This window comes from Celeribacter ethanolicus (assembly GCF_002407265.1).
In the GTDB taxonomy this organism is placed as follows: Bacteria; Pseudomonadota; Alphaproteobacteria; order Rhodobacterales; family Rhodobacteraceae; genus Celeribacter; species Celeribacter ethanolicus.
In genome coordinates this window covers 3,849,027-3,872,015 of record NZ_CP022196.1, presented here as the reverse complement: position 1 = coordinate 3,872,015, position 22,989 = coordinate 3,849,027, and the positions used below count along the sequence as shown (strand labels likewise).

Here is a 22,989-nt window from a genome sequence, read left to right as displayed (position 1 = left end):
AATCTGCCCTCGAGGTTAAAAGCGGTTAATCAAAAAGGCCCCCGATGGACAAGCTGATTGCAGGACAGGTCGTCACCTATCACGGCAACCCTTTCGAGATTCCCGCCGAGGAGGCAGTTCAGGTGCTCACCGACGCAGCAATCCTGATCCGGGACGGGCATGTCGTTTCCATCGGCGGGCGCGATCACATGCGCGCCAAACATCAGGAAGCCGCCTTCTTCGACCACGGTCCGGCGCTGATCGTGCCCGGTTTCATCGACGCCCACGCGCATTATCCGCAGACCGCCATGATTGCCAGTTGGGGCAAGCGGCTGATCGACTGGCTCAACACCTACACCTTCCCGGAGGAGGCGAAATTCGCCGATCCTGCCTATGCCCGCGACATCGCCGGGCGCTATCTCGACCTGCTTCTGGCCAACGGCACCACAACGGTCACCTCGTTCTGCACGATCCATCCCGGCTCCGTCGATGCGCTGTTTGAGGCCGCCGAGGACCGGGGCATGCGGATCGTGGCGGGCAAGACCTGCATGGATCGCGACACCGCCCCCGCATTCCTCCGCGACACGGCAAAGGCAGCCTATGACGAGAGCAAGGCCCTGATCGGGCGCTGGCACGAAAAAGGCCGTGCCACCTATGCGATCACGCCCCGTTTCTCGCCCACCTCCACGCCCGCGCAACTCGACGCTCTGGGTAAGCTCTGGGACGAATACCCTTCCTGCCTGATGCAGACGCATCTCTCCGAACAGCTCGACGAAATCGAATGGGTCAAGGGGCTCTATCCGGAGGCGCGCGATTACCTCGACACCTATGAGCAATTCGGGCTGGTACGCGAGGGCGCGCTGTTTGGCCATGCGATCCATCTCGAACCGCGCGAGATCGCGCATCTCAAGGCGATGGATTGTTCGCTGATCCATTGCCCGACTTCGAACACGTTTATCGGCTCGGGCCTCTTCGACATGGGCGCGCGCAAGGGCGAAGGTCTGCGCGTGGGTCTCGCGACCGACACCGGCGGCGGATCGTCCTTCTCCATGCTGCGCACCATGGCGGCGGCCTATGAAATCGGCCAGCTCAGCCACACCGCGATCCACCCAGCCCAGCTTTTGTGGCTCGCGACCTATGGCTCCGCCGAGGCGCTTCACATGCAGGATAAAATCGGCTGCATCGCCCCCGGCATGGAAGCGGATTTCGCGGTGATCGACCTGGCCTCCACCCCCGCCATCGCCCAGCGCGCGATCCGGGCGGAGACGATCTGGGAAGAGGTCTTCCCGACCATCATGATGGGCGACGACCGGGCGATCGTCGCCTCCTATGTCATGGGCGAGCGCGCGGCGGTCTGATCAGCAGCCGCGGGCAAATACCGCCACGCGAATACCACCCGGCGCGATGCCGATACCGATGTCACGGGCTTTCGGGCTCAGAATATTGGCACGGTGGCCTTGGGACTGCATCCAGCCCTGCACCGCCTGCTGCGCCGTCGGATAACCGCCCGAGAGGTTCTCGGACACGTAGCAATAGCCATAGCCAGCCGCCCGCACCCGGTCGCCCACAGAGGAACCGTTCTTGCCGGTATGGGAGAAATAATTCTGCGCCGCGAGATCGCTGGCGTGCCGTTGTGCCGCCGTGGCAAGTGCGGCGTTGTAACCGAGCGCGCCAAGCCCCTGTTGCGCACGCTCCGCATTGATCAGGGCGATGATCTGCGCCTCCTGCTCCAGCGCATGGGGCGCGGCGGTCGTCACAGGGGTGATCTGGCTGAACCCCGCCCCGGTCTCCGGCCCGCAGGCCATCAGCGCGAGTGCAGCGCACAGCACCACCCCGACACGTCGTTTTCTATGGTTCATTCTGGCATCCCCTAGTTTCTCAGCCCCAGCGCCAAGGTCTTTTGCCGCGCCAGTGTCGTGCCCATGTCGATGGTCGTCACCCAACTGTCGGCGACCACATGGCGCCCCTCGACGAACAGGTCTTTCACGATCATCGGCCCGGCCAGCAACAAGGCCGCCGGGTCCCAGCTCCCGGCCGCTTCCACATCCGACATATTCCAGACCGCGATATCCGCGCGTTTGCCCGGCGCCAGAATACCAATGTCATCGCGCCCCAACACTTCCGCACCGCCGCGCGTGGCAATTTCCAGCATCTCGCGCGGACTCATCTTGTCGGCACCATAGTACACCCGTTGCAATAACATGCCGGTGCGCGCCTCCATGATCAGGTTGCCCGTGTCGTTCGAGGCCGACCCATCGACGCCCAAGCCCACTCTGACGCCCGCGTCCCGCATCGGGCGCACCGGCGCAATGCCCGAGCCCAGACGGCAATTCGAACAGGGGCAATGCGCCACGCCGGTCTTGGTACGCGCAAACAGCGAGATTTCTTCGCGGTCGAGCATCACGCAATGGGCATGCCAAACATCCGGCCCGGTCCAGCCCAGCTCTTCGGCATATTGCCCTGGCCGCATGCCAAACTTCTCCAGAGAATAGGCGATATCCTCGTCATTCTCGGCCAGATGGGTGTGCAGCATCACGCCCTTGTCGCGGGCCAGAATGGCGCTGTCTCGCATCAGCTCGCGGGAGACGGAAAACGGCGAACAGGGCGCAACGCCGACGCGGATCATCGCGCCGGCGTTCGGATCGTGAAAAGCGTCGATCACGCGGATGCAATCGTTGAGAATGTCTTCTTCGCGCTCGACCAAACTGTCGGGCGGCAGCCCGCCAAGGCTCTCGCCGATCGACATAGAGCCACGCGTGGCATGAAGCCTGAGCCCGATGGCGCGCGCCGCCTCGATGGTATCGTCCAGCCGAGCGCCATTGGGGTAGAGATAAAGGTGATCCGAGGTGGTCGAGCAGCCCGACAGCGCCAGTTCCGCAAGCCCAACCAGGGCCGAGATTCGCATATGCTCCGGGCCGAATTTGGCCCAGATCGGGTAAAGCGTCTTGAGCCAGCCGAACAGGAGCGCATCCTGCGCGCCCGGCACTGCCCGCGTGAGGGTCTGGTAAAGATGGTGGTGGGTGTTGACGAGGCCGGGGGTGACGAGGCACCCGCGCCCATCGAGGATCTGCGCATCGTCATCGTAAAGCCCCTGCCCGACCGCTTCGATCACCCCGTCGCGGATGAGAATGTCGCCGCCTTTGATTTCACGCCGGTCGTCGTCCATGGTCAGGACGACATCGGCATTGCGGATCAGGAAACAATGGTGCATCGGGGCCTCCCTGAGGGACCGCCGGCTCCTCCCGGCGGCGTCAATAGGTTGAGAGTACCGCCAATGCCGCCTCATGCAACTCTTTGCTCGCCGCCGCCAGCACGCGGCCACCTTCCAGAACGGGGCCGCCCTGCCAGTCGGTGACAATGCCGCCCGCCGCCTCGATCACCCCGATGGGACCGAGAATGTCGTAGCTCTGCAACCCGGCCTCAACCACAAGATCGACCTGCCCCGCAGCCAAAAGCGCGTAGGCATAGCAATCCATGCCGTAGCGCGTCAGCTTGCAGCGTCCGGCGAGATCGTGGAACGCCTTACCTTCCGTCTCGCTGCCGACCTCGGGGAAGGTCGTATAGATCACCGCATCGTCAAGCGCCACGCCGCGCCGCGCCGCCAGAGCGCTTTTGCCCAGCGGACCGGTCAGTTCCGACAGACCAAGCCCCCCGACAAAGCGCTCACCGATATAGGGCTGGTCAATCACACCATAAACCACACTGTCGGCATTGCGCAGCGCAATCAGCACGCCCCAGGTCGGGGTCCCGGAAATGAAACCGCGGGTGCCGTCGATCGGATCGAGCACCCAGGTGAGACCCGACGTCCCCGCTTTGGGACCGAATTCCTCGCCGACGATGCCATCGTCCGGGCGACGCGCCTCAATGACCGCGCGCATGGCCTGCTCGGAACCGCGATCGGCGACCGTCACCGGATCGAACCCGACCGCCTGTTTCGACTCCGTAGCGAGCGCGCCCCCCCGAAAATAGCGGAGCGTGATCTCGCGCGCGGCCTCTGCCGCCGCATCCGCCGTTGCGATAATCTCCGCGCGCATCTCTGCGCTCAATTCCGAGACGTTCATGCTCTCTCCTGCTCCGATCTTCTGCGCCTTGGGCGCGTCCCTTTCGCGGTAGCCCCTCAGCCGCGACAGGTCAAGCGACCCGCCGGGTCTTCACAACACCGCCGAAGGTGCCACCTGGCGGCTGCGCAAAAAAGAAACGACCCCGGCGTCAGAGACGCGGGGGCCGGTTCTGCAGCTCGGGTCGGTTCAGGCCCTGATCGTCCCCGGATCAGGCGACGTCGGAGAGCACCCGCGCCAGCTCAAACAGACGACGGCGCTGATTTTCCGGAATCGCGTAATAGGAGCGCACCAGTTCGAGCGCTTCCTTGTCGGCGAGAATATCGGCCGGGACGGAGGCATCCTCCTGATGAGCGACGGACTGTGCCTCGACAGGCATATCCATACCTTCGAAGAAGAAGGCCACGGGCACGGACAGCGCCTCGGCAATGTCCCAGAGACGGGAGGCAGACACGCGGTTCATGCCAGTTTCATATTTCTGGATCTGCTGGAATTTGATGCCGACCTTTTCCGCAAGCTGCTGCTGCGTCATGCCGACCATCCACCGACGATGGCGAATCCGCTTTCCCACATGGACATCCACGGGATGTTTCATACTGACCGCTCCTTGTATCGTGCTGCACGCCCTTAACCTATGCGTGTATAGCACATTTCTTAGGACCGGCCCGATGTCTCAACCTGTCTTTTTGGGCAGGATTTGACCAAATCCCCCAACCGTCTGTAAAAATGAAATTTTATATCGAAGCAACGCCTGAGATTCCGTCCTGTGACGATCTGGCACGGCTTGGACAGCACTAAACCTGCGCGTGTTTTTTGATCATTTGTTGCGTTTTGCAAAATCTTCCGCCACCGGATCAGTCATGCCAACCGATGCGGACCGGGCAAAATCGACTCGCTTTCAGCGCCTTTCACATGGACAGAACCGCATGTAGTCGTCACAAAATATGCTATGTCACAGATTAAAACCATCCGCGCCTGTCGCGTCACCGCCTTCGATCAACCTCCGCAGCTCGCCGACACCGCTCTTGCGCCCCCCGCAGCCGGCGAAATCCAGGTTGCGATCCGTGCCGGGGCTTTGAACTTTGCCGACACGCTGATGTGCACAGGCCGCTATCAGGATACGCCGGAGCCGCCCTTTACACTCGGGCTTGAACTCTCCGGCAAAATTATTGAGATCGGTGAAGGGGTTACGGGATTTCAAGCCGGTCAACGCGTGGCGATTTATTCCGGTCAGGGCGGGCTGGCCGAGGCCGGGAATTTCCCTGCCGACCGTTGCATCCCCATCCCCGAAGGGCTGGGCTATGCCGAGGCGGCGGCGCTTCAGATCGCTTACGGCACCTCGCATATGGCGCTGGATTACAAAGCCCGACTGCAACCCGGCGAACGCCTTGTCGTCACCGGGGCAGCGGGCGGCGTGGGGCTGACAGCGGTGGAAATCGGCAAGCTGATGGGCGCGGAGGTCATCGCCATCGCGCGCGGCGCCGACAAACTGGCCATTGCCAAAGCCGCCGGGGCCGATCATCTCATCGACGCCGACAGTCCGGATATTCGTGAACAAATCAAAGCACTTGGCGGCGCGGATGTGGTCTATGACGCGGTCGGGGAACCTTTGTACGAGGCGTGCTTTCGCGCCACCAACCCCGACGGGCGCATCCTTTTGATCGGGTTTGCGGGCGGCGATCTACCAAAGATGAAACCGAACCATATGCTGGTGAAAAACATCACGGCCATCGGGTTTTACTGGGGCGCTTACCTGAATTTCAACCCGGCACCGCTGCGCGCCTCGCTCGCCACGCTGTTCGACTGGGCGGCGGAAGGACGGATCAAACCGCATATCTCCCATCGCCTGCCGCTCGATCAATTTGCCGAGGCGCTCGAATTGATCCGCAGCCGACAGGCGACGGGGAAGGTCGTTCTGGAGCCGTGAAGCAGGCCGGAAACGACTGTCGGCAAAACGTCGGATTTGCGTCGGACTTTTGTCGGGCACGCGCAGGGGCGCGATCAGGCCAGACATCAGACGATTGAGGTTTCAGAGAGAGTGGAGAAAGTTAGCGTCAGAGATGCGAAGGACTGCTTTGCGGGACGGAGCTACCGTTCACTCCCACTCGAACTTGACGTTCAAAACATCTGTGATCGAAACGCTTCCATCAGTTGCTCGTTTCGGTTCTTTGTCATTCATGATGAAGAACACAGTTTTTGCTTTACTCCAGTTGATGGTGTGCAAGCCAACGGGCACTTCCTCAAATGGGAACCGGGCCAGAACGAGGTCCAAACCAAACAGGTTTTCGTTTTCCGACGTCTTTTCATAGACTTCAAAAGAGCCTGGACCGTTTGGTGAAGCCCCAAACTCAAGCTCGAGCAGACCAACGGGTTCGTCATCTTCCTCTTCAACTGGTCCAAAATACGGATCAATGTACGTAATGATCAAATCCCGGAAGCCCAGACTTTCAGAATAGCCTACCCAAATTTTGGTCATACCGCATCAGCTCCAATCAGCATCTGAATCATCAATATGGTTGGGATTTCGAATGTGCAATATGGGCTCATTCCCGCCATTCACAGCCGCTCCCCTACTGCGCCGCGATCCTTGCGCTGGCGTGGTTGCGGTAGGCTTGCCGAATCAGGTCGCGCAGGCGCTCCGCCGCTTCGCCCTTCATCTGCTCCGACATGTAGAGATTGATCTTTTTCGAGGCGAGTTCTGGCAAAGCACCACCGTGCTGGATCGGCTCGGAATAGGGCGGTGCGGTGTTCTCAAGCATCACATGCACCGCGAGATCGGCCGAGACGGAGGCCTCGATAGTGCGGCTCTGGTCGCTTTCGATGGAGACTTCCCACGGGATGCCCGCATTGTCCAATGCCTCCTGCACGCTCTTGCGGAAGATGCAGCGGTGTTCAAAGGCCAACCGCAGCGGACGTTGCCGCCAGGCCACACCATTGGGCGCCCCGATCCACACCAGAGGCAGTTCCACCAGAGTCTCGCCGCCCGCGTCCAGATCGTCCTCGGTCGTCAGGATCATGTCGCACTCGCCACGGGCGAATTTTTCCTTGAGCCGGGTGGTGAAGGAGGATTCGAGATTGACCCGCATGCGCGGGTAATCGGCATGGAAATGCTGCAGCACCAGCGGGATCGAGGGGTAGACGATGTCATGCGGCACGCCTAAGACGATCTCGCCCTCGAATTCCGTCGCCGTGAGGCGGCTGAAGGCCTCGTCGTTGAGTTCGAGCATCCGGCGCGCATAGGACAGGAGTTGCTCCCCCGGCGCGGTCAGGGCGATCTTGCGAGCGCTGCGGTCGAGAAGCTTGACGTCGAGGCTGTCTTCCAGCCGCTTGAGCTGCATCGACACGGCGGATTGCGTCAGGTTGAGCGTCCCCGCCGCACGGGTCACCCCGCCGCAATCGGCGACGGTGACGAAGGAACGCAGGGCGGTCAGATCGAGATTGCGCGGCATATCATGTCCCGTGATGCAAAATTCAACAATCATTCATTTCACTTATTGAACACGGTGGACGATACATATCAAGGGAAATGATTCATTCCTGCCAAACATTCACCATTTGTTAAGGACGACACGATGCCCATCCAGACCCTGTCCCGCCCCTCCGGCGCGCGTCGCGCCCCCTCCTTGTTCTCCCGTTTCATGAAAGCCCGTGAGATCTCGCGTCAACGCCGCGCCCTGGCCGCGCTTGACGATGCGTTGCTCGATGACATCGGACTGACCCGCGAGGAGGTTCTGGCCGAAAGCCAGCGCCCGGTCTGGGATGCGCCGCGCCACTGGACCAAATAACCCCGGATGACCGCGACAGCTTGTCCCGCCCCCCCCTTACCTGCCCGCCCGTCCCCGCGCGCCTGACCGCGATGCTTCCCCTGCATCGCGGTTTTTCTTTGTTTTTCATAGACCAAGCCGCCGGACGGCCAACCGCCCACAAAACAGACGCGGCCGACAAAAACAGTCCGTTTTCCGTTTTCCACGGGTTGAAATCCGCACCCCGCCTGCCAATATCGGAAGGGACACCTCCGCATGTCGCGGGGGCACAGGGATTTTGACGCACAGGAGATACCTTTCAATGGCTGACTACAGAACGATCAACGCTGGTGTCGGCGCACGCTCGGCGGAGATCGACGCCGGCCTTCGCGCCCATATGAACAAGGTCTATGGCACCATGTCGATTGGCGTGTTGCTGACGGCGCTCGTGGCTTGGGCCGTGGGCTCCAATGACGCGCTTTTGTCGATCTTCAACGATCCGATCACGCTGCGCCCGACCATTCTCGGCTGGATCGCGATGTTCGCGCCGCTCGGCATGGTGTTTGCCTTCGGCGCCGCGATCAACCGCCTGTCCGCCGCGGGCGCACAGTTGTTCTTCTACGCTTTCGCAGCGCTCTTCGGCCTGTCGATCAGCTACATCTTCGCCGCCTTCACCGGCGTCTCGATCGCCCAGACCTTCCTCGTGACCGCGATCTCCTTTGCCGGTCTGTCCCTCGTGGGTTACACCACGAAGAAAGACCTCTCCGGCATGGGCGCGTTCCTGACCATGGGCCTGATCGGCATCATCGTGGCCTCGATCGTGAACCTGTTCCTGCACTCCGGCATGCTCTACTTCGCGATCAACGTGTTCGGCGTGCTGATCTTTGCCGGTCTGACCGCCTGGGACACCCAGAAGATCAAGACCGACTACATCGCCCATGCGCATGCGATGGACGAAGAGTGGTTGGGCAAGTCCGCCGTGATGGGCGCGCTGAGCCTCTACCTCGACTTCATCAACCTGTTCATGTTCCTGCTGCGGTTCCTTGGCAACCGCGAGTGATCGGGGCATACTCAGAAGACAAGGGCCGGTTTCGACCGGCCTTTTTTTATGGCGATCCGGGAGAGAGGCGCATGACCGACAACTGGCAATTCTGGGCCCTGCTCTCAGCCCTCTTCGCGGCGCTGACAGCGATCACCGCCAAGATCGGGGTGACGGAGATCAATTCGAACTTCGCGACCTTCCTGCGCACCGGGGTGGTGTTCCTCGCCTCGGGGCTGTTTGCATGGTCGCTGGGCGATATCGAGCCGCTGTCGAACCTCAGCGCGAAAGGCGCGGGGTTTCTGGCGATCTCGGGGCTGATGACCGGGGCATCCTGGCTCTGTTATTTCCGCGCGTTGCAGATCGGCAAAGCGTCGCAGGTGGCACCGGTCGACAAGCTCTCCGTGGTCTTCGTCGCGATCCTCGCAGCGCTCGTGCTGGGCGAGGAACTGAGCCCGCTGGGGTGGGTCGGCGTCGGCCTGATTTCGACCGGCGCCGTTGTGATGGCCATCGCCTGAGCGATCAGACCAAATCGCGGGCCATCTGGATCGCGGGCAGGTAGACACCGGGTTTCAGCGCCAGATCAACGTCCCCCGAGGCGCTGAAGCCATGCGCCTCATAGAATTCCCGCGCCGTGAGCGTCGAGAGACAGCACATCCGCTCCACCCCCGTCAGCCGGGCGTTGTCGAGGATATGTTCCACGAGAACCGAACCGATCCCTTGCCGGACGTGATCCGGATGCACAGCGACCCGCCGCATATGGCCGATCTCGCGCGGACCGACGCCGCCGAAGGGCGTGGCCTGGGTCCAGCCGCCCGCCGCAATGATCTCCCCACCCCCGGTCTCGGCGACGAAGAACGTGCCGGAGTTCAGCAGGCGCGGTGCCGTATGCAAGAGCGCAGGTAATGCGGCGTCGAGAATGGCGGCGGCATAATGCTGTTTCAGGAGCTGACCGTAGGAGGCACGAAAGAGCGCGTCGATCTCCGCGGTATCGGCCGGCATGGCGGCTCGCACGGTGAAGGGCACGCTCTTGCGAATCTCCTGCGTGCGCACCGCCAGAGCCTCGCTCAGGCTGGAAGGCAACGAGCAGGAGCTGTCTGGCCGCTCCCGCTCTCTGAAGTCGTCGTCATAACATCCGAACATGGTTCTCTCCTTACGTTGGATGGTCTCAAAACCTGATCCGCGGGGGAGAGGGGCCGGTCAAATAAAAAACCGCGCTTCCCTCTCGGGTCACGCGGCTTTTGCATTTCGTCGTCTGGGAAGGGCTTACTTGATTTTGCCTTCTTTGTACTCGACGTGCTTGCGCGCAACCGGGTCGTATTTCTTTACGACCATCTTTTCGGTCATGGTGCGGGCGTTCTTTTTGGTCACGTAGAAGTGGCCCGTGTCCGCGGTCGAGTTGAGACGGATTTTGATCGTCGTCGGCTTCGCCATTTTTCGTTACTCCAGTTATCTCGTGCAACGGGCGGTCGGGCCAACCCGTGGAATCCTTGAAGCCCGCCTTTTAAGCCTTTGGGTCTCCGAGTCAATGGGCTTTTCTCAGAAAACCTCCGCGAGCGCCAGCCAAAAACGCTGCACAGAGGCCCTGCACCCCTGAGCGATTGCAGAGACCGGTCTTCGGGCCTAAGGAGAGCGGGCGACCAAATCGGGTCGCGAACCTCTCAGGGCGGGGTGCAATTCCCCACCGGCGGTGTTTCGGAGATCTCATGTGAGGCCTTTCCGATCAGCCCGCGAGCGCCACGCGCGTCGGTTCACGACACGCTGGGACAGCAGATCCGGTGCGATCCCGGAGCCGACGGTCACAGTCCGGATGAAAGAGAGATGACAGGGCCGCTTTGCCGTCTCGCGGCGGCGTGCGCCCTGCCCTCGTGCCTTGGGTTATGTGTGAAGAAAGGACGACACATGACTCGCTTTACCAATCTCGGCCCGGCCCGCTCCGGCGCCCTCCTGATGATCGCAGCCGGCGTGCTCTTTGCCGTCATCAACCTTCTGACCCAATATGCCACGATGATGCTGCATGTACCCTCCGCGCGCATGGCGTTCTGGCAATATGCCATCGCGCTGCTGTTTTCGCTGCCATGGGTGGTGCGCCACGGTCTGTCCGCGATGAAAACCGGCCATGTCGCACTTCATATCGCCCGTGTCGCTGCCGCCGTGATCGGAGTTCAGCTCTGGGTCGCGGGGCTTGCCCATGTGCCGATCTGGCAGGCGATTGCCCTGATCATGCTCTCGCCCTTCTTCGTGACCTTCGGTGCGGGACTGTTCCTCGGCGAAGAGACCGGCGCGGCGCGCTGGCTCGCCGTCACCGCCGGGTTCGTCGGCGGCATGATCATCCTTGCGCCCTGGTCGGATGCGTTTTCGCTCTATGCACTCTATCCGGTGGCAGCCGCGCTGTTCTGGGGCATCACCTCGCTTTTGACCAAGCGCCTGACCCGGAGCGAAAGCCCGGAAAGCCTGACGGTCTATCTGCTGCTGCTTCTGAGCCCGGTGAACTTTGCGCTGGCTCTGGGCGAGGGCGTGGCGCTCAGCGGCGGGCTGACGGCGCTCATCCTCATTGCGGCGGGGCTTCTGACCGCTCTGGCGCAATATGCCATCGCCAAGGCCTATACGGTGGCCGATGCCGCCTATCTCCAGCCCTTCGATCACCTGAAACTGCCGCTCAACGTGGGATTCGGGGTCATGGCCTTCGGCTTTGTGCCGCCGGGTTCGATGTGGCTCGGGGCGGCGCTGATTCTGGCGGCGTCCTTCTATCTGCTGCGTCAGGAAAGCCGCGCGGAACAGCCTGCTTAAACGACCCGGCCCCAACGACAAAGGGCGGCTCTCATGGCCGCCCTTCTGATTGCATAAGATCGTCAGATCAGATCACAGGCTTGCCCATCGACAGATGGATCTCCGCCTGTTTCGCCTCGTCGAGCATCAGCGATTGCGCCAGACCTTTGAGGAAGGTTTTTTCGCCCTCGGTGTCGACCGAAATCGCCATCAGAGCCGCGGCATAGACCTGTGCCGCAGCCGTGGTCCCGGCGTCTTTCGCCAAGGCCATCGGATCGACCGGCGCGTCCAACTCGGCCTGCACAAAGGCAATCTCTTCCTCCGAGGCATCATTCAGCGCGTCGAGAATCTTGGTACGCTCCTCGGCGTCGATCTGGCCGTCGGCCTTCGCCGCCATGATCATCGCCCGGATCATCAGCCTGGCGTTCTCCTCGGAGGCCGCACCGACCGCCGTGCCCTTGGTCACGGATTCGAACATGTCCGACATTGAGGTCATCCCCGTCGCCGCCGCCCCGGACATCGCCGAGAACAGCGATCCGAGCCCGGCTTCGGTCGCTTCCGACATATCGGCGGCCTGATTGCCGAACTTGCCCATCATGTCACGCACCGCATCCGCGCCGCCGGGGAAACCGAATTTCTCCGCCATCTGGCCCATCTGATCGGCCATGCCGCCCGGCGCGCCGGATTGGCGCATGGCTTCGCGCACGCCCTCCATGCCGCCCATTTTCTTGACTTTTTCAACGCCTTTCGCTGCGGCAAAACCGATGGCGAGCGTGGTCAGGGTTTTCACGAAACTCATTGGGCAACTCCCTATGCTGACAAATCTTTCCACGCATAGTGCGACGAAACACCCATTCTGCCAACAGGGCAAAACACCCGGGCCTGCCGTTTCTTTTGTCCTGAAATATCCTGAGGTGAATTGGCCAAAGGCCAAGAGGGGCAAAGCCCCTTCTCTACAACACGGGAATACGACGCGGACGGCCTGTAAGCCGGATTCTGTTCCGGGGCTTGCGCCCCTTCGATAACCATTCCTCTAGGCCGCCTGTTACCAGACGGCTCAAGCTGCCAACCCGGGTTTCTCGGGCTTGAGCGACCCTGCGGGCGGTCTGCGTTGCCGCACACGAACCCCGCGCGAAACCCCTATTTGGCATTGCTCCCGGTGGGGCTTGCCGTGCCGGTCCGGTTGCCCGTCCCGCGGTGGGCTCTTACCCCACCGTTTCACCCTTACTCCGTCTTGCGGAGCGGTCTGTTCTCTGTGGCGCTGTCCCTGGGGTTGCCCCCGCCGGGCGTTACCCGGCACCGTTGCTCAAGGGAGTCCGGACTTTCCTCCCCTCCTCATCAAAGAGAAGCGGCGGTTATCCGGCCATCCGCGTCGGGGAGCGACTTAGGCGAGAGGGGAGCGGCGGTCAATGGGAAAGCGGGTGGCAAGATCGCGGGCCAGCGCCATGTCGCGCCCGTCGAGCGGGCCGTGATGACGGGGGCGAAAACGATCCCGGAAGGCAGAGACCAGCGCTTCGACCGGGGCATCGGGGTAGCCGAAGCGCTGCAAGTCTTGCACAAATCGAACCTCATGGGGCTCGATCTCACCCTGAGAGGCGGGAAACACGGACAATCCCTGCAAAGCCAGCCGTTTCCAGTCGAAACGGGGACCCGGGTCGATCTTGCGCAGCGGTGCCATGTCGGAATGGCCGATCACGCGCTCAGGCGGGATCGCGTGACGGGAGAGAATATCCGCGAGAAGACTTTCAAGCGCCTGCATCTGCGCAGCGGCAAAGGGCGCCGTTCCGGGGTTGGCCAGTTCGATGCCGATGGAGCGCGAATTCACATCCGTCACCTCGCCCCACTGACCGGCGCCCGCGTGCCAAGCGCGCATGTCTTCGTCCACAAGGCGAAACACCTGCCCTTGCTCACAAATCAGGTAATGCGCAGAGACCTCGAAGTCCGGCGAGCAAAGCCGCTCCAGCGCCGCCTCGGCCGTCGCCATCGCCGTGTAATGGATCACCACGAGATCGGGACGCGCGCCATCACGCCGCTCGCCGAAATTCGGCGAGGGATGGTCATGGATCACCAACGTCATGAGGGCTTACTGCCGGGCTTTGGCGGCCAGACGGAAGGGCGCGGGGTCCCAGCTACAGGCAAAACCGTCGCCATCCGGGTCGAGCCCCTGCGGGTTCTTCTCCGGGCCGCCGTTTTTCAGGAAATATTCCTGCGCCAGATCGGGCGACGGGTATTTCGCGCAGTTGCGCGCCGCACGGGAATCGGCCCCGGGAATGAGGCGCGAGTAAAGCGCCTGACCGACCGTGTTGGTGGTCGAGAGCGCGAATTCTACGATAGTGCCCGCATCCGATGAGGGCCGCGACGGCAGGGCCGTCGGCTGGATCGTGACATAGGCTTCCTTGTTGGCGGCAACGAGGGCGGCATCCTCTTCGATCGAGCGCTCGGAAGACACGGCATCGAAGCTGTTCTCGGCCGAAATTCCCATGGCGTTGGAGACCGCCGCGGGGGCCTGGCCTGTCGCGGCGGGGGCACTGGTCGCCCCGCTTTCCGCCGCCTCAATGCCTTCGAGCGCCTCGTTGGAGATCGCCTGCGTGTCGAGCGCCGCTGCGGCCGAGGACACGCTCACGGAACCGTTGCCCGCCCCTTCGCCATGGGCGATCAGTTCGGCCTCTCTCTGGGCCTGATAATCGGCATAGGAGCCGAACCCCACCCCCGAACCACTGTCGGGCACGGCGGTTTGGCAGGCGGCCAGAGCGGCCAGAGATGCAAATGTCACAAAGACACGGGGTGAGGCACGACGCATCGCGAAGCTCCGTAAGGGTCAGTCAGACTGTCCCTTACCACCATTTCTCGGGCTTGGAAACAAAGCCCGCTGCACCTTCCAGTGAATGCGCGATATTCAGCAGATCGCCCTCTTCCCACGGTTTGCCGATGAGCTGAAGCCCGAGCGGCAGACCGGTGGAGGAAAGCCCGGTGGGCACGGAAATGCCCGGCAGGCCCGCGAGGTTCACGGTGACGGTGAAGACGTCGTTCAGGTACATCTGGATCGGATCGCTGTCCGACACCTCGCCCAGACCGAAGGCCGGCGAGGGTGTTGCGGGCGTCAGGATGGCGTCCACACCAGCAGCAAAAGCGTCCTCGAAGTCCTTTTTGATCAGAGTCCGGACCTTGCGCGCCTTGTTGTAATAGGCGTCGTAGAACCCGGCCGAGAGCACATAGGTGCCGACCATGACACGCCGCTGCACCTCTTTGCCGAAGCCTTCGGCACGGGTTTTCTCGTACATGTCGTTGATGCCCTCGCCCTGCGCCAGCGTGGCGCGGTGACCGTAGCGCACGCCGTCATAACGCGCGAGGTTCGAGGAGGCCTCAGCCGGCGCGATGACGTAATAGGTCGGCAGCGCGTATTTGGTGTGCGGCAGGGAGATGTCGACGATCTCGGCACCCGCGTCCTTGAGCATCGCGGCGCCATCGTCCCAAAGCTTGACGATCTCATCCGGCGTGCCCTCGAGGCGGTATTCTTTCGGGATGCCGATTTTCTTGCCACGAATGTCGCCGGTCAAAAGCGCCTCGAAATTCGGCACCGGCAGATCGGCGGAGGTCGAGTCCTTCATGTCGTGACCACACATGGCCTCCAACATGATCGCGGCATCGCGCACGGATTTGGTCATCGGACCGGCCTGATCGAGGGACGAGGCAAAGGCCACGATGCCCCAGCGCGAGCAACGGCCATAGGTCGGTTTGATGCCGACGATGCCGGTGAAAGCGGCGGGTTGGCGGATCGAGCCGCCGGTGTCCGTGCCGGTGGCGGCAAGGCAGAGATCGGCGGAAACGGCGGCGGCGGAGCCACCGGAGGACCCGCCCGGCGTGAGCGGCGTGTCTTCGTTGCCGCGACGCCAGGGGCTGATGACATCGCCATAGGTCGAGGTCTCGTTCGAGGACCCCATGGCGAATTCGTCCATGTTGAGCTTGCCCAGCATAACGGAGCCCGCGTCGAAGAGTTTCGAGGTCACGGTCGACTCGTATTCGGGTTTGAACCCTTCGAGGATCGCGGAGGCAGCCTGGGTCGGGACGTGTTTCGTCGCGAAGAGGTCCTTGATCCCGATCGGCAGGCCACACATCGCGGGGGCGTCGCCGGCGGCAAGGCGCACATCGGCGGCTTTCGCCTGCGCGCGCGCGATCTCGGGCGTGTTGTGGACAAAGGCGTTCAGAGCGCCAGCGCCTTCGATGGCCGTCAGACAGGCCTCGGTCAGTTCGGCGGAGGTGTAATCGCCAGCGCGCAGCCCGTCGCGGGCCGCGGAGAGCGTGAGTTTGTTCAGGTCTTGTGTCATCGGATCAATTCTTTCTCACTGTCGCGTTGTCCACGCCAATCGGGCTCCGCCCGTTCACGGCTGAAACGCTCCCCCGGAGCGTTTCCGGGACGCCGCTCACTCAACCACCTTCGGAACCGCAAAGAAGCCCTCGCGCGCATCGGGCGCGTTCGCAAGGATCTTGTCCTGCATTTCGCCATCGGTCACGCCATCCTTGCGGCGTTTGAGGCGCTGCGGCGTCACGGAGGTCATCGGCTCAATACCCTCGACATCCACTTCGGAGAGCTGCTCGATAAAGCCGAGCACGGCGTTGAATTCGGCGGCCAGCGCCGGAAGCGCATCTTCCTCGACGCGGATGCGGGCCAGCTTGGCCACCCGGCGGGCGGTATCAATGTCGATCGACATGGGGCAATGCTCCCTGATTTCTTGGTCACATGAGGCTTTAGCGCCCCTGCGCCCGGCCTTCAAGCATATGCGTGAGATAAACATGGATCATCCAGCCCAGCATGGTGGCGTTGAGGATGTGCCAGAGGAAATGCGTGCCGAGCGGCAAGGTGGCGCAGATCGGATCATCGAGCCAACGCATGAAGATCGACAGGCAGAGGAGTGTGGCGCCGAGGGCGAGACCTCGGGAGGTTTTCGGGGCGCGGGATCTGAGCAGGAGCGCATAAAGGAAAATCAGCAGAGGCACGGCACTATAGGCGGCGCTGGAGCCGAGGCCGAAATGGGAAAACACCAAGGTACAGGCAAAGGCGAAGGGGAAGAAAGCAAGGCAGATCAGAAGCGCCCTACCCGCGCGCATCCCGAGGAAATCGCGGGAGGCGGCAAAGAGATAGAGCAGGACGAACCCGAGGATCGGCAGCGTATCCACCATCGCGCCCCAGCGCGTCGCCGTGGTGTGAAAGGCGAAGGAACCGAGACCGATGACAAAGAGAATGACGGTGAGCGCCCGCGCCATGGGATTGCCGCGCGTCCGCGGCCAGACGATCACGGCAATGATCAGAAAAGCGGCATTGGTCAACGCATTGACCGGCTCCGACCAGAAGCTGAAATCCGTGCGCTCGCAATAGACGTCGATTTGTTCGCTCAACATGGACGTGTGACAATCCCGTGTTAGGTTACCCCGAAACATAGGGAGTTTTGTCATGAAAATCACCTGGCTCGGCCATTCCGGCTTTCGCATCGAGATCGCGGATCAGGTTTTGCTGATCGACCCGTGGATCAAGGGCAACCCGGCCTTCCCCGAAGAGCGCGCAGACGAGGCGACCGAGGGCGCGACGGCGATCTTTCTCACCCATGGTCATGGCGACCATGCCTCGACCACCCTGCCCGTCGCCCGCAGCACCGATGCGATGATCTATTGCATCCACGAACTGTCGATCATTCTGGGCGCGGAAGGCGCGCAGGTCACGGGGTTCGGCAAGGGTGGCACGATCACGCTGGGCGAAGGCGAGGACGCGGTCAAGGTGACCATGGTCAACGCCGTGCACAGCTCCTCCATCGACTTCAAGGACGGTGCGCCACAATATGCGGGGCAGCCTGCGGGCTTCATGATCTCGGGCGAAGGGCACACGATCTATGTCTCCGGCGACACGGACATCATGGCCGATATGGAATGGTTCGCCGATCTGCACCGGCCCGACATCGGTCTCCTCTGCGCCGGGGGCCATTACACGATGGATATGACGCGGGCCGCTTACGTCTGTCAGAAATTCTTCGATTTCAAGACGGTGATCCCGTGCCACTGGGGCACTTTCCCGCTTCTGGCGCAGAGCTGCGACGAGCTGGTCTATGCGCTCGAAGACGGTGTGGTGCAGGTGCCCGAGGTTCTGGTGCCGATCGAGATCTGATCAGTCCTTCGCGGCCTCGGCCTCGATCACCTCGAGCACCAGATCCTGAAGCTCGTCGACGCTTGCGATGAACCGGGCGCGGAACTCGGCCATCGCAGCCTCGGTCGCAGCCTTGTCAAAGGGCTCTTCGGTGCTCACGGCGACGACGGCGCGGCGGGCTTCGATGGCCTCGCGCAGGCTTTGCTGAAGCGCCTCGTCCGCGACGAAGCCCGCGCGCAGCGCCTTGCGGATCTCGCGCGGGAAGGTCGGCACCTTGACGGTCTCGGGCCCTGCGTCGCCCATGACGCTGCCGCGCACCTGCTGAAACCGCCAGACCACGCCGAAGGTCATGGCATTGCCCAGAAGCGACAGGCCCAGCACGGCGATCAGCGCCATACGACCCCAGGACCGACGGTGTTTTGCCACATGCTCAGACATCAGAACCCTCCCAGAAGGCCAAAGAAATCGCCCAGTGCGAGAAAGGCGAGGAAACTGTCGCCGATCACGCCCGACGACAGGAGATAGCCCAACAGCACGCCCAGCCCCATCAGCCCGGCAAAGCCCATGGCCCATGGCAGGGGCTCGGAAAGCACCTCTGCCATGGGGTGGTCGCGGCTGGCTGGCGCGTCGGCGAGCTGGCTCAGAACCGTTCGGGACATCAGGGCGACATCCTCGTCGCCGGGCATTTTCAAAAGCGCCGCGAGGTCGCGGTCAAAAGCGTCATCCGCGGACCGCGCCGCAGACAGCCTGGGGTTCGTTTTCTGATCCGGCATGATCAGTCCTCCTTTTCCAGCCGGGCCCGGAGCGCCGCTCGCGCCCGCACCAGCAATTGTTCCACCGCCCCTTCACTCGTCTTCAGCGCCGCCGCGATCTCCGCGCCCGACAGCTCTCCGGCTGCCTTCAGCAAGATCGCCTGACGCTGACGCTCCGGCAATGTCCGGATTGCCGCATGGGTCAGAGCAAGCCTCTGACGCGCGGCCAGCTCGGCCTCCGCCCCCGGTGTATCGTCCTCGGGCTCCGCGACACTGTCGATGCCGACGAACCGCCGAAACCTCCCCCTGCGATTGTGGTCAATGCAGAGATTGACCGCGATCCGGTAAAGCCAGCTCGACACCGCGCCTTTCGCGGGATCGTAACTCGTGGCGCGGGACCAGGCCCGGAGGAACACCTCCTGCGCCACATCTTCGGCCTCCGCCGCATTGAGCAGAATCTGCGCCGCATAACGCCGGATACCCGGGCCATAAAGCGCAATCAGGCGGGCCAGCGCCGCGCGCTCACCCTGAACCATCGCCGCCATCGCGGCGGCGGCCTCTGCCTGACGTGGGTCCATACCCGATCTCTCAACTTGCGCGAACGGGCCGGCATGGCCCGGGTTTACCAAATACACTTTTGACACATCTGAAAAGTGGCCCGGCCCGTCAGGGGGGGGATGGAGAACGACCCGGGCCTTCCCCCGCTTTAGCGGGTGATCTGAACCGTGCGCGAACAGGGCCCGGGTTCTCCGGTCGGCCCGACGCAGGTCATGGTCGAGGTCGTCCCCTCGCTGGTGGTGGTGCGCTGACGGTCTTTCGTGACGGTCTGGCCATTTGCCGTGGTCGCCGTGGTGGAGGTTCCACAGACCACCTTGCCGTTTTCGCGCACGCAATCGCGGGTTTTCTCGACGGTGCCGCCATTGCCATTGGTGATCGTCACGTTCTGCGCGAAGACCGGGGTGGCGAAGGCCAGAGGCAAGAGAAGGGCGAGGGTTTTGGCGGTTTTGGTGACATGTTTCATCGTTACGGTCCTTGTATCATGAGGGCAGGGTCAAAGAAGCGATCCGGCTTTCAGAGGGATCGGGGGCAAAGTGGTCTCGGGCCTTAAAAGCTGGCCTTGGACAGGAACTTGTTGACGCGGGAAATCTCATTGCCCGCCAGAACGCCGTCGTTGTTGCGGTCGGCACGGTCGAAGCCGTCGGCCTTGGACAGGTATTCCGCCTCGGTCACCATGCCGTCGCCATTGCTGTCGCGAGCCATCAGGCGCGTGCCATCGACATTGCGGCCCTGCGCGGCAGGCAGAGCCTGAATTTCGGCCAGAGTGACGGACCCGTTGCCGTCGCTGTCGAGCGATTTGAACGTGGCTTTTTGCAGGTTCTGGAATTCCTCACGGGAAATCTGTCCGTCGCCATTGCTGTCATAGCTCAGAACATTCGTGGCGGCGAAAGCCGGGGTTGTCAGGCCGCAGGTCAGGCCAAGCGCGGCGAGCGCGGTGAGGGATCGGATGCGCATGTGGTGTCTCCTTTGCGTCGTCGATTACCCAAGATTACGGAGCGCAAAGGCGGGCCCTACGCGGGGCCCGTCGTTTTTTGTTTTTCTTTTCGATCTGTCCGGAAGAGTTTGCGCCTCAGCGCCGGGCGGCGAAGAAATTCTTCAAAAGCGCCTCCGCCTCCACCGCCGCAATCCCATCATAGACCTCCGGCGCGTGATGACATTGCGCATGGCTGAAGACCTTTGCGCCATGAGCCACGCCGCCGGATTTCGGGTCCTCTGCACCGTAATACAGCCTGCGGATGCGGGCGTTCGACATGGCGGCGGCGCACATCGGGCACGGTTCCAGGGTCACGTAAAGATCGTATCCCGGCAGGCGTTCCAGCCCGAGAGCGGCACAGGCCTGACGCAGCGCGACAATCTCCGCATGCGCGGTGGGATCGTTGTCCTCACGGGTCCGGTTGCCGCCCCGCCCGACGATTTCGCCCTCGGGCGACACGACAACGGCACCGACCGGCACCTCACCGCGCGCAGCGGCGGCACGCGCCTCTTCGAGCGCGATCTCCATATAAGAGCGAAACGACATCCCCTTTCCTGCCGCGATTTGCCGGGCAAAGGCAAGCGGGTCTCTGGCCGGACACGGACCGTTCGCGTGACAATTTTATGACGGTCTGACGACAGAGTGTCGCAGCCCGCCACGATTTGACGCAAATCAAAGTCTCCGTCTCCGGCTCCCGGCAACTGTGCCATCACGCGCGGACTCACCTCGCGCCAAGACAACCATGGGACCTAGACTATGAAAAAGACTTCCGTTCTCGCCGCAACAGTGGCCCTTGCCCTCGCTCTGCCGAGCCTTGCCTCGGCGCAGGATGCGGGCACGATGACTCTCGGCCTCGGCCTTGGCAGTGTCATGCCGAAGTCCGACAACGGTGGCCTCTACGGCGGTCCCGACCTCGATGTCGGCGACAACGTGCGCCCGACCATCACCTTCGAATATTTCATCCGCGACAATCTCGGCATCGAAGTGCTCGGCGCATGGCCGTTCAAACACGACATCAAAGCGGATGGCCTTGGCAAAGTCGGCACCACGCAACACCTGCCGCCGGTGATCTCGCTGCAATACCACTTCGACACCGGTGCGACCCTGACCCCCTTCATCGGCGCCGGGATCAACTACACCGCCTTCTTCGATGAAACCTCGAAAGGCGCCATTGCCGGGGCCGATCTCGATCTGAGCGATTCCTGGGGCGTCGCGCTGCATGCCGGTCTCGATTACAAGATCAGCGACCGCGCCGCGTTGCGGACCGATGTGCGCTGGATCGACATCGACAGCAACGTGAAAATCGACGGCGTGAAATCCGGCAAGGCCGAGATCGACCCCTGGGTGTTCGGCGTCTCCTACGTGATGTCGTTCTGAGACGGTTCACACCGATCCAAGCCCGAAATATCGGTCCGCAGCGATGCGGGCCGATTTTCTTTGCCCTTTTCATGTGACCTGTCTCAGAGTATGAGCGCGCCAACGAAAGGCCTTTCCCATGACCGACACGCCCAAGACCCCGACCCCCACCGCGAAAAAGACCCCTCCGGGCGAGCGCATCGCCAAGGTGCTGTCGCGGGCTGGCATTTCCTCACGCCGCGAGGCCGAGGAAATGATCGAGGCGGGCCGTGTCACGGTCAATGGCCGCGTCGTCGCCTCGCCTGCGCTCAACGTGCTGCCGAAGGACCGGATCACGGTCGATGGCAAAGAGGTCGGCGAACCGGAGCCGCCGCGGCTTTGGCTCTATCACAAGCCTGCGGGTCTGGTGACCACGGCCAAGGACGAAAAAGGCCGCGACACGGTGTTCGACCAACTCCCGAAAGAGCTGCCGCGCGTGATGTCTGTCGGGCGTCTCGATCTCAATTCCGAAGGTCTGCTTCTGCTCACCAACGATGGCGAGATCAAACGCCGTCTGGAACTGCCGGACACCGGCTGGATGCGCAAATACCGCGTGCGGGTCAAAGGCACGGCGACCGAAGCCATGCTTGAGCCGCTGCGCAAGGGCGTGACGATTGACGGCGAGGATTTTCAGCCGATGGAGGTCATGTTCGACCGCCAGCAGGGCGCGAACGCCTGGCTGACCGTCGGGCTGCGCGAAGGCAAGAACCGCGAGATCCGCCGCGCCATGGAGCACATCGGCCTGACCGTGAACCGGCTCATTCGCATTTCTTACGGGCCGTTCCGTTTGAACACGCTGCAACCGGGCGAAGTCGAAGAGGTGCGGAGCCGTGTGCTGCGCGACCAATTGGGCCTTGAGACCGGCACCGACGGCTTTGGCGCGAGCCAAGGGCGGCGCGAAGTGTCGCGTGGCGGCAAACCGGGCGGTCCGCGCAAGGAAACGCTCGGCCGCGACGCGCGCCCAAACCGCCCCGTCAAAGGCGGAAAGCCGGGCGACAAACCGGCCTTCAAAGGCAAATCCGGCGGCTTCAAACGCCATGACGACGAGGGCGGTCGCCCCGCGCGTGGCGAAGGCGGCTTCAAGCCGCGTGGCGAAGGGTTCAAAGGCAAACGTGACGGAGATCGCTCCGGACCGCGTGATGGCGATTTCAAGCCGCGCGGGGAGGGCGGCTTCAAACCGCGCGGCGAAGGCCGGGGCGAAGGCTTTAAAGGCAAGCGCGACGGCGATTTCAAACCGCGCGGTGAGGGCTTCAAGGGCAAAGCGCGTGATGGCAAGCCGGGCGGCAAACCGTTTGGCAAACGTGACGACCGGGGCGGCCAAGGCGGAGACCAGCGCGACGGCGCGCGCGGCGGCAAGCCCGGCAGCTTCAAATCCCACGGGTTCAAATCCCATGGCGGCGGCGCGGGCGGCAAACCGCGCTCGGCCGGGTTCAAATCGCACAGTGGAAAACCTTCGGGCGGAAAACCTTCGGGCGGAAAACCTTCGGGCGCGCGCCCGGGTGGCGGCAAACCGCCCAAATCTCGGTCCTGATCCGGAGCGGAGGGGGAAAGCGCACAAGCTTGTCCCCTTAACCCTTTCATGGCACGCGA

General features: G+C 62.7%; 29 protein-coding genes, 1 other RNA gene and 1 riboswitch. Of the genes, 9 read left to right on the top strand and 21 right to left on the bottom strand.

Annotated features, from left to right (window positions below):
• Positions 1–44: 44 nt before the first annotated feature.
• Positions 45–1,337, top strand: coding sequence for a guanine deaminase (gene guaD / locus CEW89_RS19090; protein ID WP_096806983.1), 1,293 nt, complete (start codon positions 45–47; stop codon positions 1,335–1,337).
• On the opposite strand, the gene CEW89_RS19085 is transcribed toward guaD, so the two are convergent.
• The 4 genes from CEW89_RS19085 to CEW89_RS19070 all read right to left on the bottom strand — a co-directional run bounded on the left by CEW89_RS19085 (position 1,338) and on the right by CEW89_RS19070 (position 4,632).
• Complete coding sequence (locus tag CEW89_RS19085) at positions 1,338–1,838, bottom strand: CAP domain-containing protein (protein WP_096806982.1); 501 nt, start codon at positions 1,836–1,838, stop codon at positions 1,338–1,340.
• 11 nt (positions 1,839–1,849) lie between these two features.
• Complete coding sequence (locus CEW89_RS19080; RefSeq protein ID WP_096806981.1) at positions 1,850–3,190, bottom strand: 8-oxoguanine deaminase; 1,341 nt, start codon at positions 3,188–3,190, stop codon at positions 1,850–1,852.
• 40 nt (positions 3,191–3,230) lie between these two features.
• The gene (hisN, locus tag CEW89_RS19075) at positions 3,231–4,040 is read right to left on the bottom strand and encodes a histidinol-phosphatase (RefSeq protein ID WP_066705811.1); all 810 of its coding nucleotides are present in this window, start codon (positions 4,038–4,040) and stop codon (positions 3,231–3,233) included.
• A 208-nt stretch (positions 4,041–4,248) separates the two neighbouring features.
• A complete protein-coding gene (locus CEW89_RS19070; RefSeq protein WP_066705813.1) occupies positions 4,249–4,632 on the bottom strand; it encodes a helix-turn-helix domain-containing protein in 384 nt (127 codons plus the stop codon).
• Between the two features lie 372 nt (positions 4,633–5,004).
• Between CEW89_RS19070 and CEW89_RS19065 the strand changes: the two genes are divergently transcribed.
• Entirely contained in the window at positions 5,005–5,964 is a 960-nt protein-coding gene (locus tag CEW89_RS19065) for an NADPH:quinone oxidoreductase family protein (protein WP_096807305.1), read from the top strand.
• A gap of 168 nt (positions 5,965–6,132) precedes the next feature.
• Here the strand turns inward: CEW89_RS19065 and CEW89_RS19060 are convergent, their stop codons facing one another.
• A complete protein-coding gene (locus CEW89_RS19060; RefSeq protein ID WP_096806980.1) occupies positions 6,133–6,513 on the bottom strand; it encodes a hypothetical protein in 381 nt (126 codons plus the stop codon).
• 94 nt (positions 6,514–6,607) lie between these two features.
• Positions 6,608–7,486, bottom strand: coding sequence for a LysR family transcriptional regulator (locus tag CEW89_RS19055; RefSeq protein WP_096806979.1), 879 nt, complete (start codon positions 7,484–7,486; stop codon positions 6,608–6,610).
• 123 nt (positions 7,487–7,609) lie between these two features.
• On the opposite strand from CEW89_RS19055, the gene CEW89_RS19050 reads away from it, so the two are divergent.
• The 3 genes from CEW89_RS19050 (at position 7,610) to CEW89_RS19040 (ending at position 9,337) form a co-directional block, all read left to right on the top strand.
• Positions 7,610–7,822 (top strand): YjiS-like domain-containing protein, encoded by a 213-nt coding sequence (locus CEW89_RS19050; protein ID WP_244906104.1) that lies wholly within the window; start codon positions 7,610–7,612, stop codon positions 7,820–7,822.
• Between the two features lie 280 nt (positions 7,823–8,102).
• Entirely contained in the window at positions 8,103–8,840 is a 738-nt protein-coding gene (locus CEW89_RS19045; RefSeq protein ID WP_066708672.1) for a Bax inhibitor-1/YccA family protein, read from the top strand.
• A gap of 71 nt (positions 8,841–8,911) precedes the next feature.
• Positions 8,912–9,337, top strand: coding sequence for an EamA family transporter (locus CEW89_RS19040; RefSeq protein WP_096806978.1), 426 nt, complete (start codon positions 8,912–8,914; stop codon positions 9,335–9,337).
• Between the two features lie 4 nt (positions 9,338–9,341).
• On the opposite strand, the gene CEW89_RS19035 is transcribed toward CEW89_RS19040, so the two are convergent.
• Both CEW89_RS19035 and rpmG read right to left on the bottom strand, forming a co-directional pair.
• Positions 9,342–9,962 (bottom strand): GNAT family N-acetyltransferase, encoded by a 621-nt coding sequence (locus CEW89_RS19035; protein ID WP_096806977.1) that lies wholly within the window; start codon positions 9,960–9,962, stop codon positions 9,342–9,344.
• Between the two features lie 123 nt (positions 9,963–10,085).
• Entirely contained in the window at positions 10,086–10,253 is a 168-nt protein-coding gene (rpmG, locus tag CEW89_RS19030) for a 50S ribosomal protein L33 (RefSeq protein WP_009572866.1), read from the bottom strand.
• 219 nt (positions 10,254–10,472) lie between these two features.
• Positions 10,473–10,645, top strand: a riboswitch (FMN riboswitch).
• 76 nt (positions 10,646–10,721) lie between these two features.
• Between rpmG and CEW89_RS19025 the strand changes: the two genes are divergently transcribed.
• Positions 10,722–11,609, top strand: coding sequence for a DMT family transporter (locus CEW89_RS19025; protein ID WP_066708666.1), 888 nt, complete (start codon positions 10,722–10,724; stop codon positions 11,607–11,609).
• A 67-nt stretch (positions 11,610–11,676) separates the two neighbouring features.
• On the opposite strand, the gene CEW89_RS19020 is transcribed toward CEW89_RS19025, so the two are convergent.
• The 7 genes from CEW89_RS19020 to CEW89_RS18990 all read right to left on the bottom strand — a co-directional run bounded on the left by CEW89_RS19020 (position 11,677) and on the right by CEW89_RS18990 (position 16,985).
• A complete protein-coding gene (locus CEW89_RS19020) occupies positions 11,677–12,387 on the bottom strand; it encodes a DUF533 domain-containing protein (RefSeq protein WP_066708663.1) in 711 nt (236 codons plus the stop codon).
• Positions 12,388–12,557: 170 nt separating this feature from the next.
• Positions 12,558–12,959, bottom strand: an RNA gene (gene rnpB / locus CEW89_RS19015) — RNase P RNA component class A.
• A gap of 13 nt (positions 12,960–12,972) precedes the next feature.
• Positions 12,973–13,665: an N-acetylmuramoyl-L-alanine amidase gene (locus CEW89_RS19010; RefSeq protein ID WP_096806976.1), complete on the bottom strand. Its 693-nt coding sequence runs from the start codon at positions 13,663–13,665 to the stop codon at positions 12,973–12,975.
• Between the two features lie 6 nt (positions 13,666–13,671).
• Positions 13,672–14,388: an excalibur calcium-binding domain-containing protein gene (locus CEW89_RS19005; RefSeq protein WP_096806975.1), complete on the bottom strand. Its 717-nt coding sequence runs from the start codon at positions 14,386–14,388 to the stop codon at positions 13,672–13,674.
• A gap of 34 nt (positions 14,389–14,422) precedes the next feature.
• Entirely contained in the window at positions 14,423–15,913 is a 1,491-nt protein-coding gene (gene gatA / locus CEW89_RS19000) for an Asp-tRNA(Asn)/Glu-tRNA(Gln) amidotransferase subunit GatA (RefSeq protein ID WP_096806974.1), read from the bottom strand.
• Positions 15,914–16,009: 96 nt separating this feature from the next.
• A complete protein-coding gene (gene gatC / locus CEW89_RS18995) occupies positions 16,010–16,297 on the bottom strand; it encodes an Asp-tRNA(Asn)/Glu-tRNA(Gln) amidotransferase subunit GatC (RefSeq protein WP_096806973.1) in 288 nt (95 codons plus the stop codon).
• 37 nt (positions 16,298–16,334) lie between these two features.
• Positions 16,335–16,985 (bottom strand): ceramidase domain-containing protein, encoded by a 651-nt coding sequence (locus tag CEW89_RS18990; RefSeq protein WP_096806972.1) that lies wholly within the window; start codon positions 16,983–16,985, stop codon positions 16,335–16,337.
• Positions 16,986–17,037: 52 nt separating this feature from the next.
• Here CEW89_RS18990 and CEW89_RS18985 point away from each other — a divergent pair, with 52 nt between their 5' ends.
• Positions 17,038–17,742, top strand: a complete 705-nt coding sequence (locus CEW89_RS18985; protein ID WP_096806971.1) for a metal-dependent hydrolase — start codon at positions 17,038–17,040, stop codon at positions 17,740–17,742.
• Here the strand turns inward: CEW89_RS18985 and CEW89_RS18980 are convergent, their stop codons facing one another.
• From CEW89_RS18980 to CEW89_RS18955, 6 genes are all read right to left on the bottom strand, one after another.
• Positions 17,743–18,159, bottom strand: a complete 417-nt coding sequence (locus CEW89_RS18980) for a hypothetical protein (protein ID WP_157779927.1) — start codon at positions 18,157–18,159, stop codon at positions 17,743–17,745. It abuts the gene before it with no gap.
• The gene (locus tag CEW89_RS18975) at positions 18,159–18,494 is read right to left on the bottom strand and encodes a hypothetical protein (RefSeq protein ID WP_096806969.1); all 336 of its coding nucleotides are present in this window, start codon (positions 18,492–18,494) and stop codon (positions 18,159–18,161) included. Before CEW89_RS18975 ends, CEW89_RS18980 begins: the two co-directional genes overlap by 1 nt.
• Positions 18,495–18,496: 2 nt before the next feature.
• Positions 18,497–19,051, bottom strand: a complete 555-nt coding sequence (locus CEW89_RS18970; protein WP_096806968.1) for an RNA polymerase sigma factor — start codon at positions 19,049–19,051, stop codon at positions 18,497–18,499.
• 128 nt (positions 19,052–19,179) lie between these two features.
• Positions 19,180–19,494: a hypothetical protein gene (locus CEW89_RS18965; RefSeq protein ID WP_096806967.1), complete on the bottom strand. Its 315-nt coding sequence runs from the start codon at positions 19,492–19,494 to the stop codon at positions 19,180–19,182.
• An 83-nt stretch (positions 19,495–19,577) separates the two neighbouring features.
• A complete protein-coding gene (locus CEW89_RS18960) occupies positions 19,578–19,985 on the bottom strand; it encodes an EF-hand domain-containing protein (protein ID WP_096806966.1) in 408 nt (135 codons plus the stop codon).
• A 115-nt stretch (positions 19,986–20,100) separates the two neighbouring features.
• Positions 20,101–20,550 carry a nucleoside deaminase gene (locus CEW89_RS18955; protein ID WP_096806965.1) on the bottom strand — a complete coding sequence of 150 codons (450 nt, stop codon included), beginning with the start codon at positions 20,548–20,550 and terminating at the stop codon, positions 20,101–20,103.
• A 210-nt stretch (positions 20,551–20,760) separates the two neighbouring features.
• Between CEW89_RS18955 and CEW89_RS18950 the strand changes: the two genes are divergently transcribed.
• Both CEW89_RS18950 and CEW89_RS18945 read left to right on the top strand, forming a co-directional pair.
• Positions 20,761–21,381 (top strand): OmpW/AlkL family protein, encoded by a 621-nt coding sequence (locus tag CEW89_RS18950; RefSeq protein ID WP_096806964.1) that lies wholly within the window; start codon positions 20,761–20,763, stop codon positions 21,379–21,381.
• Positions 21,382–21,499: 118 nt separating this feature from the next.
• Complete coding sequence (locus tag CEW89_RS18945) at positions 21,500–22,930, top strand: pseudouridine synthase (protein ID WP_096806963.1); 1,431 nt, start codon at positions 21,500–21,502, stop codon at positions 22,928–22,930.
• Positions 22,931–22,989: the final 59 nt, after the last annotated feature.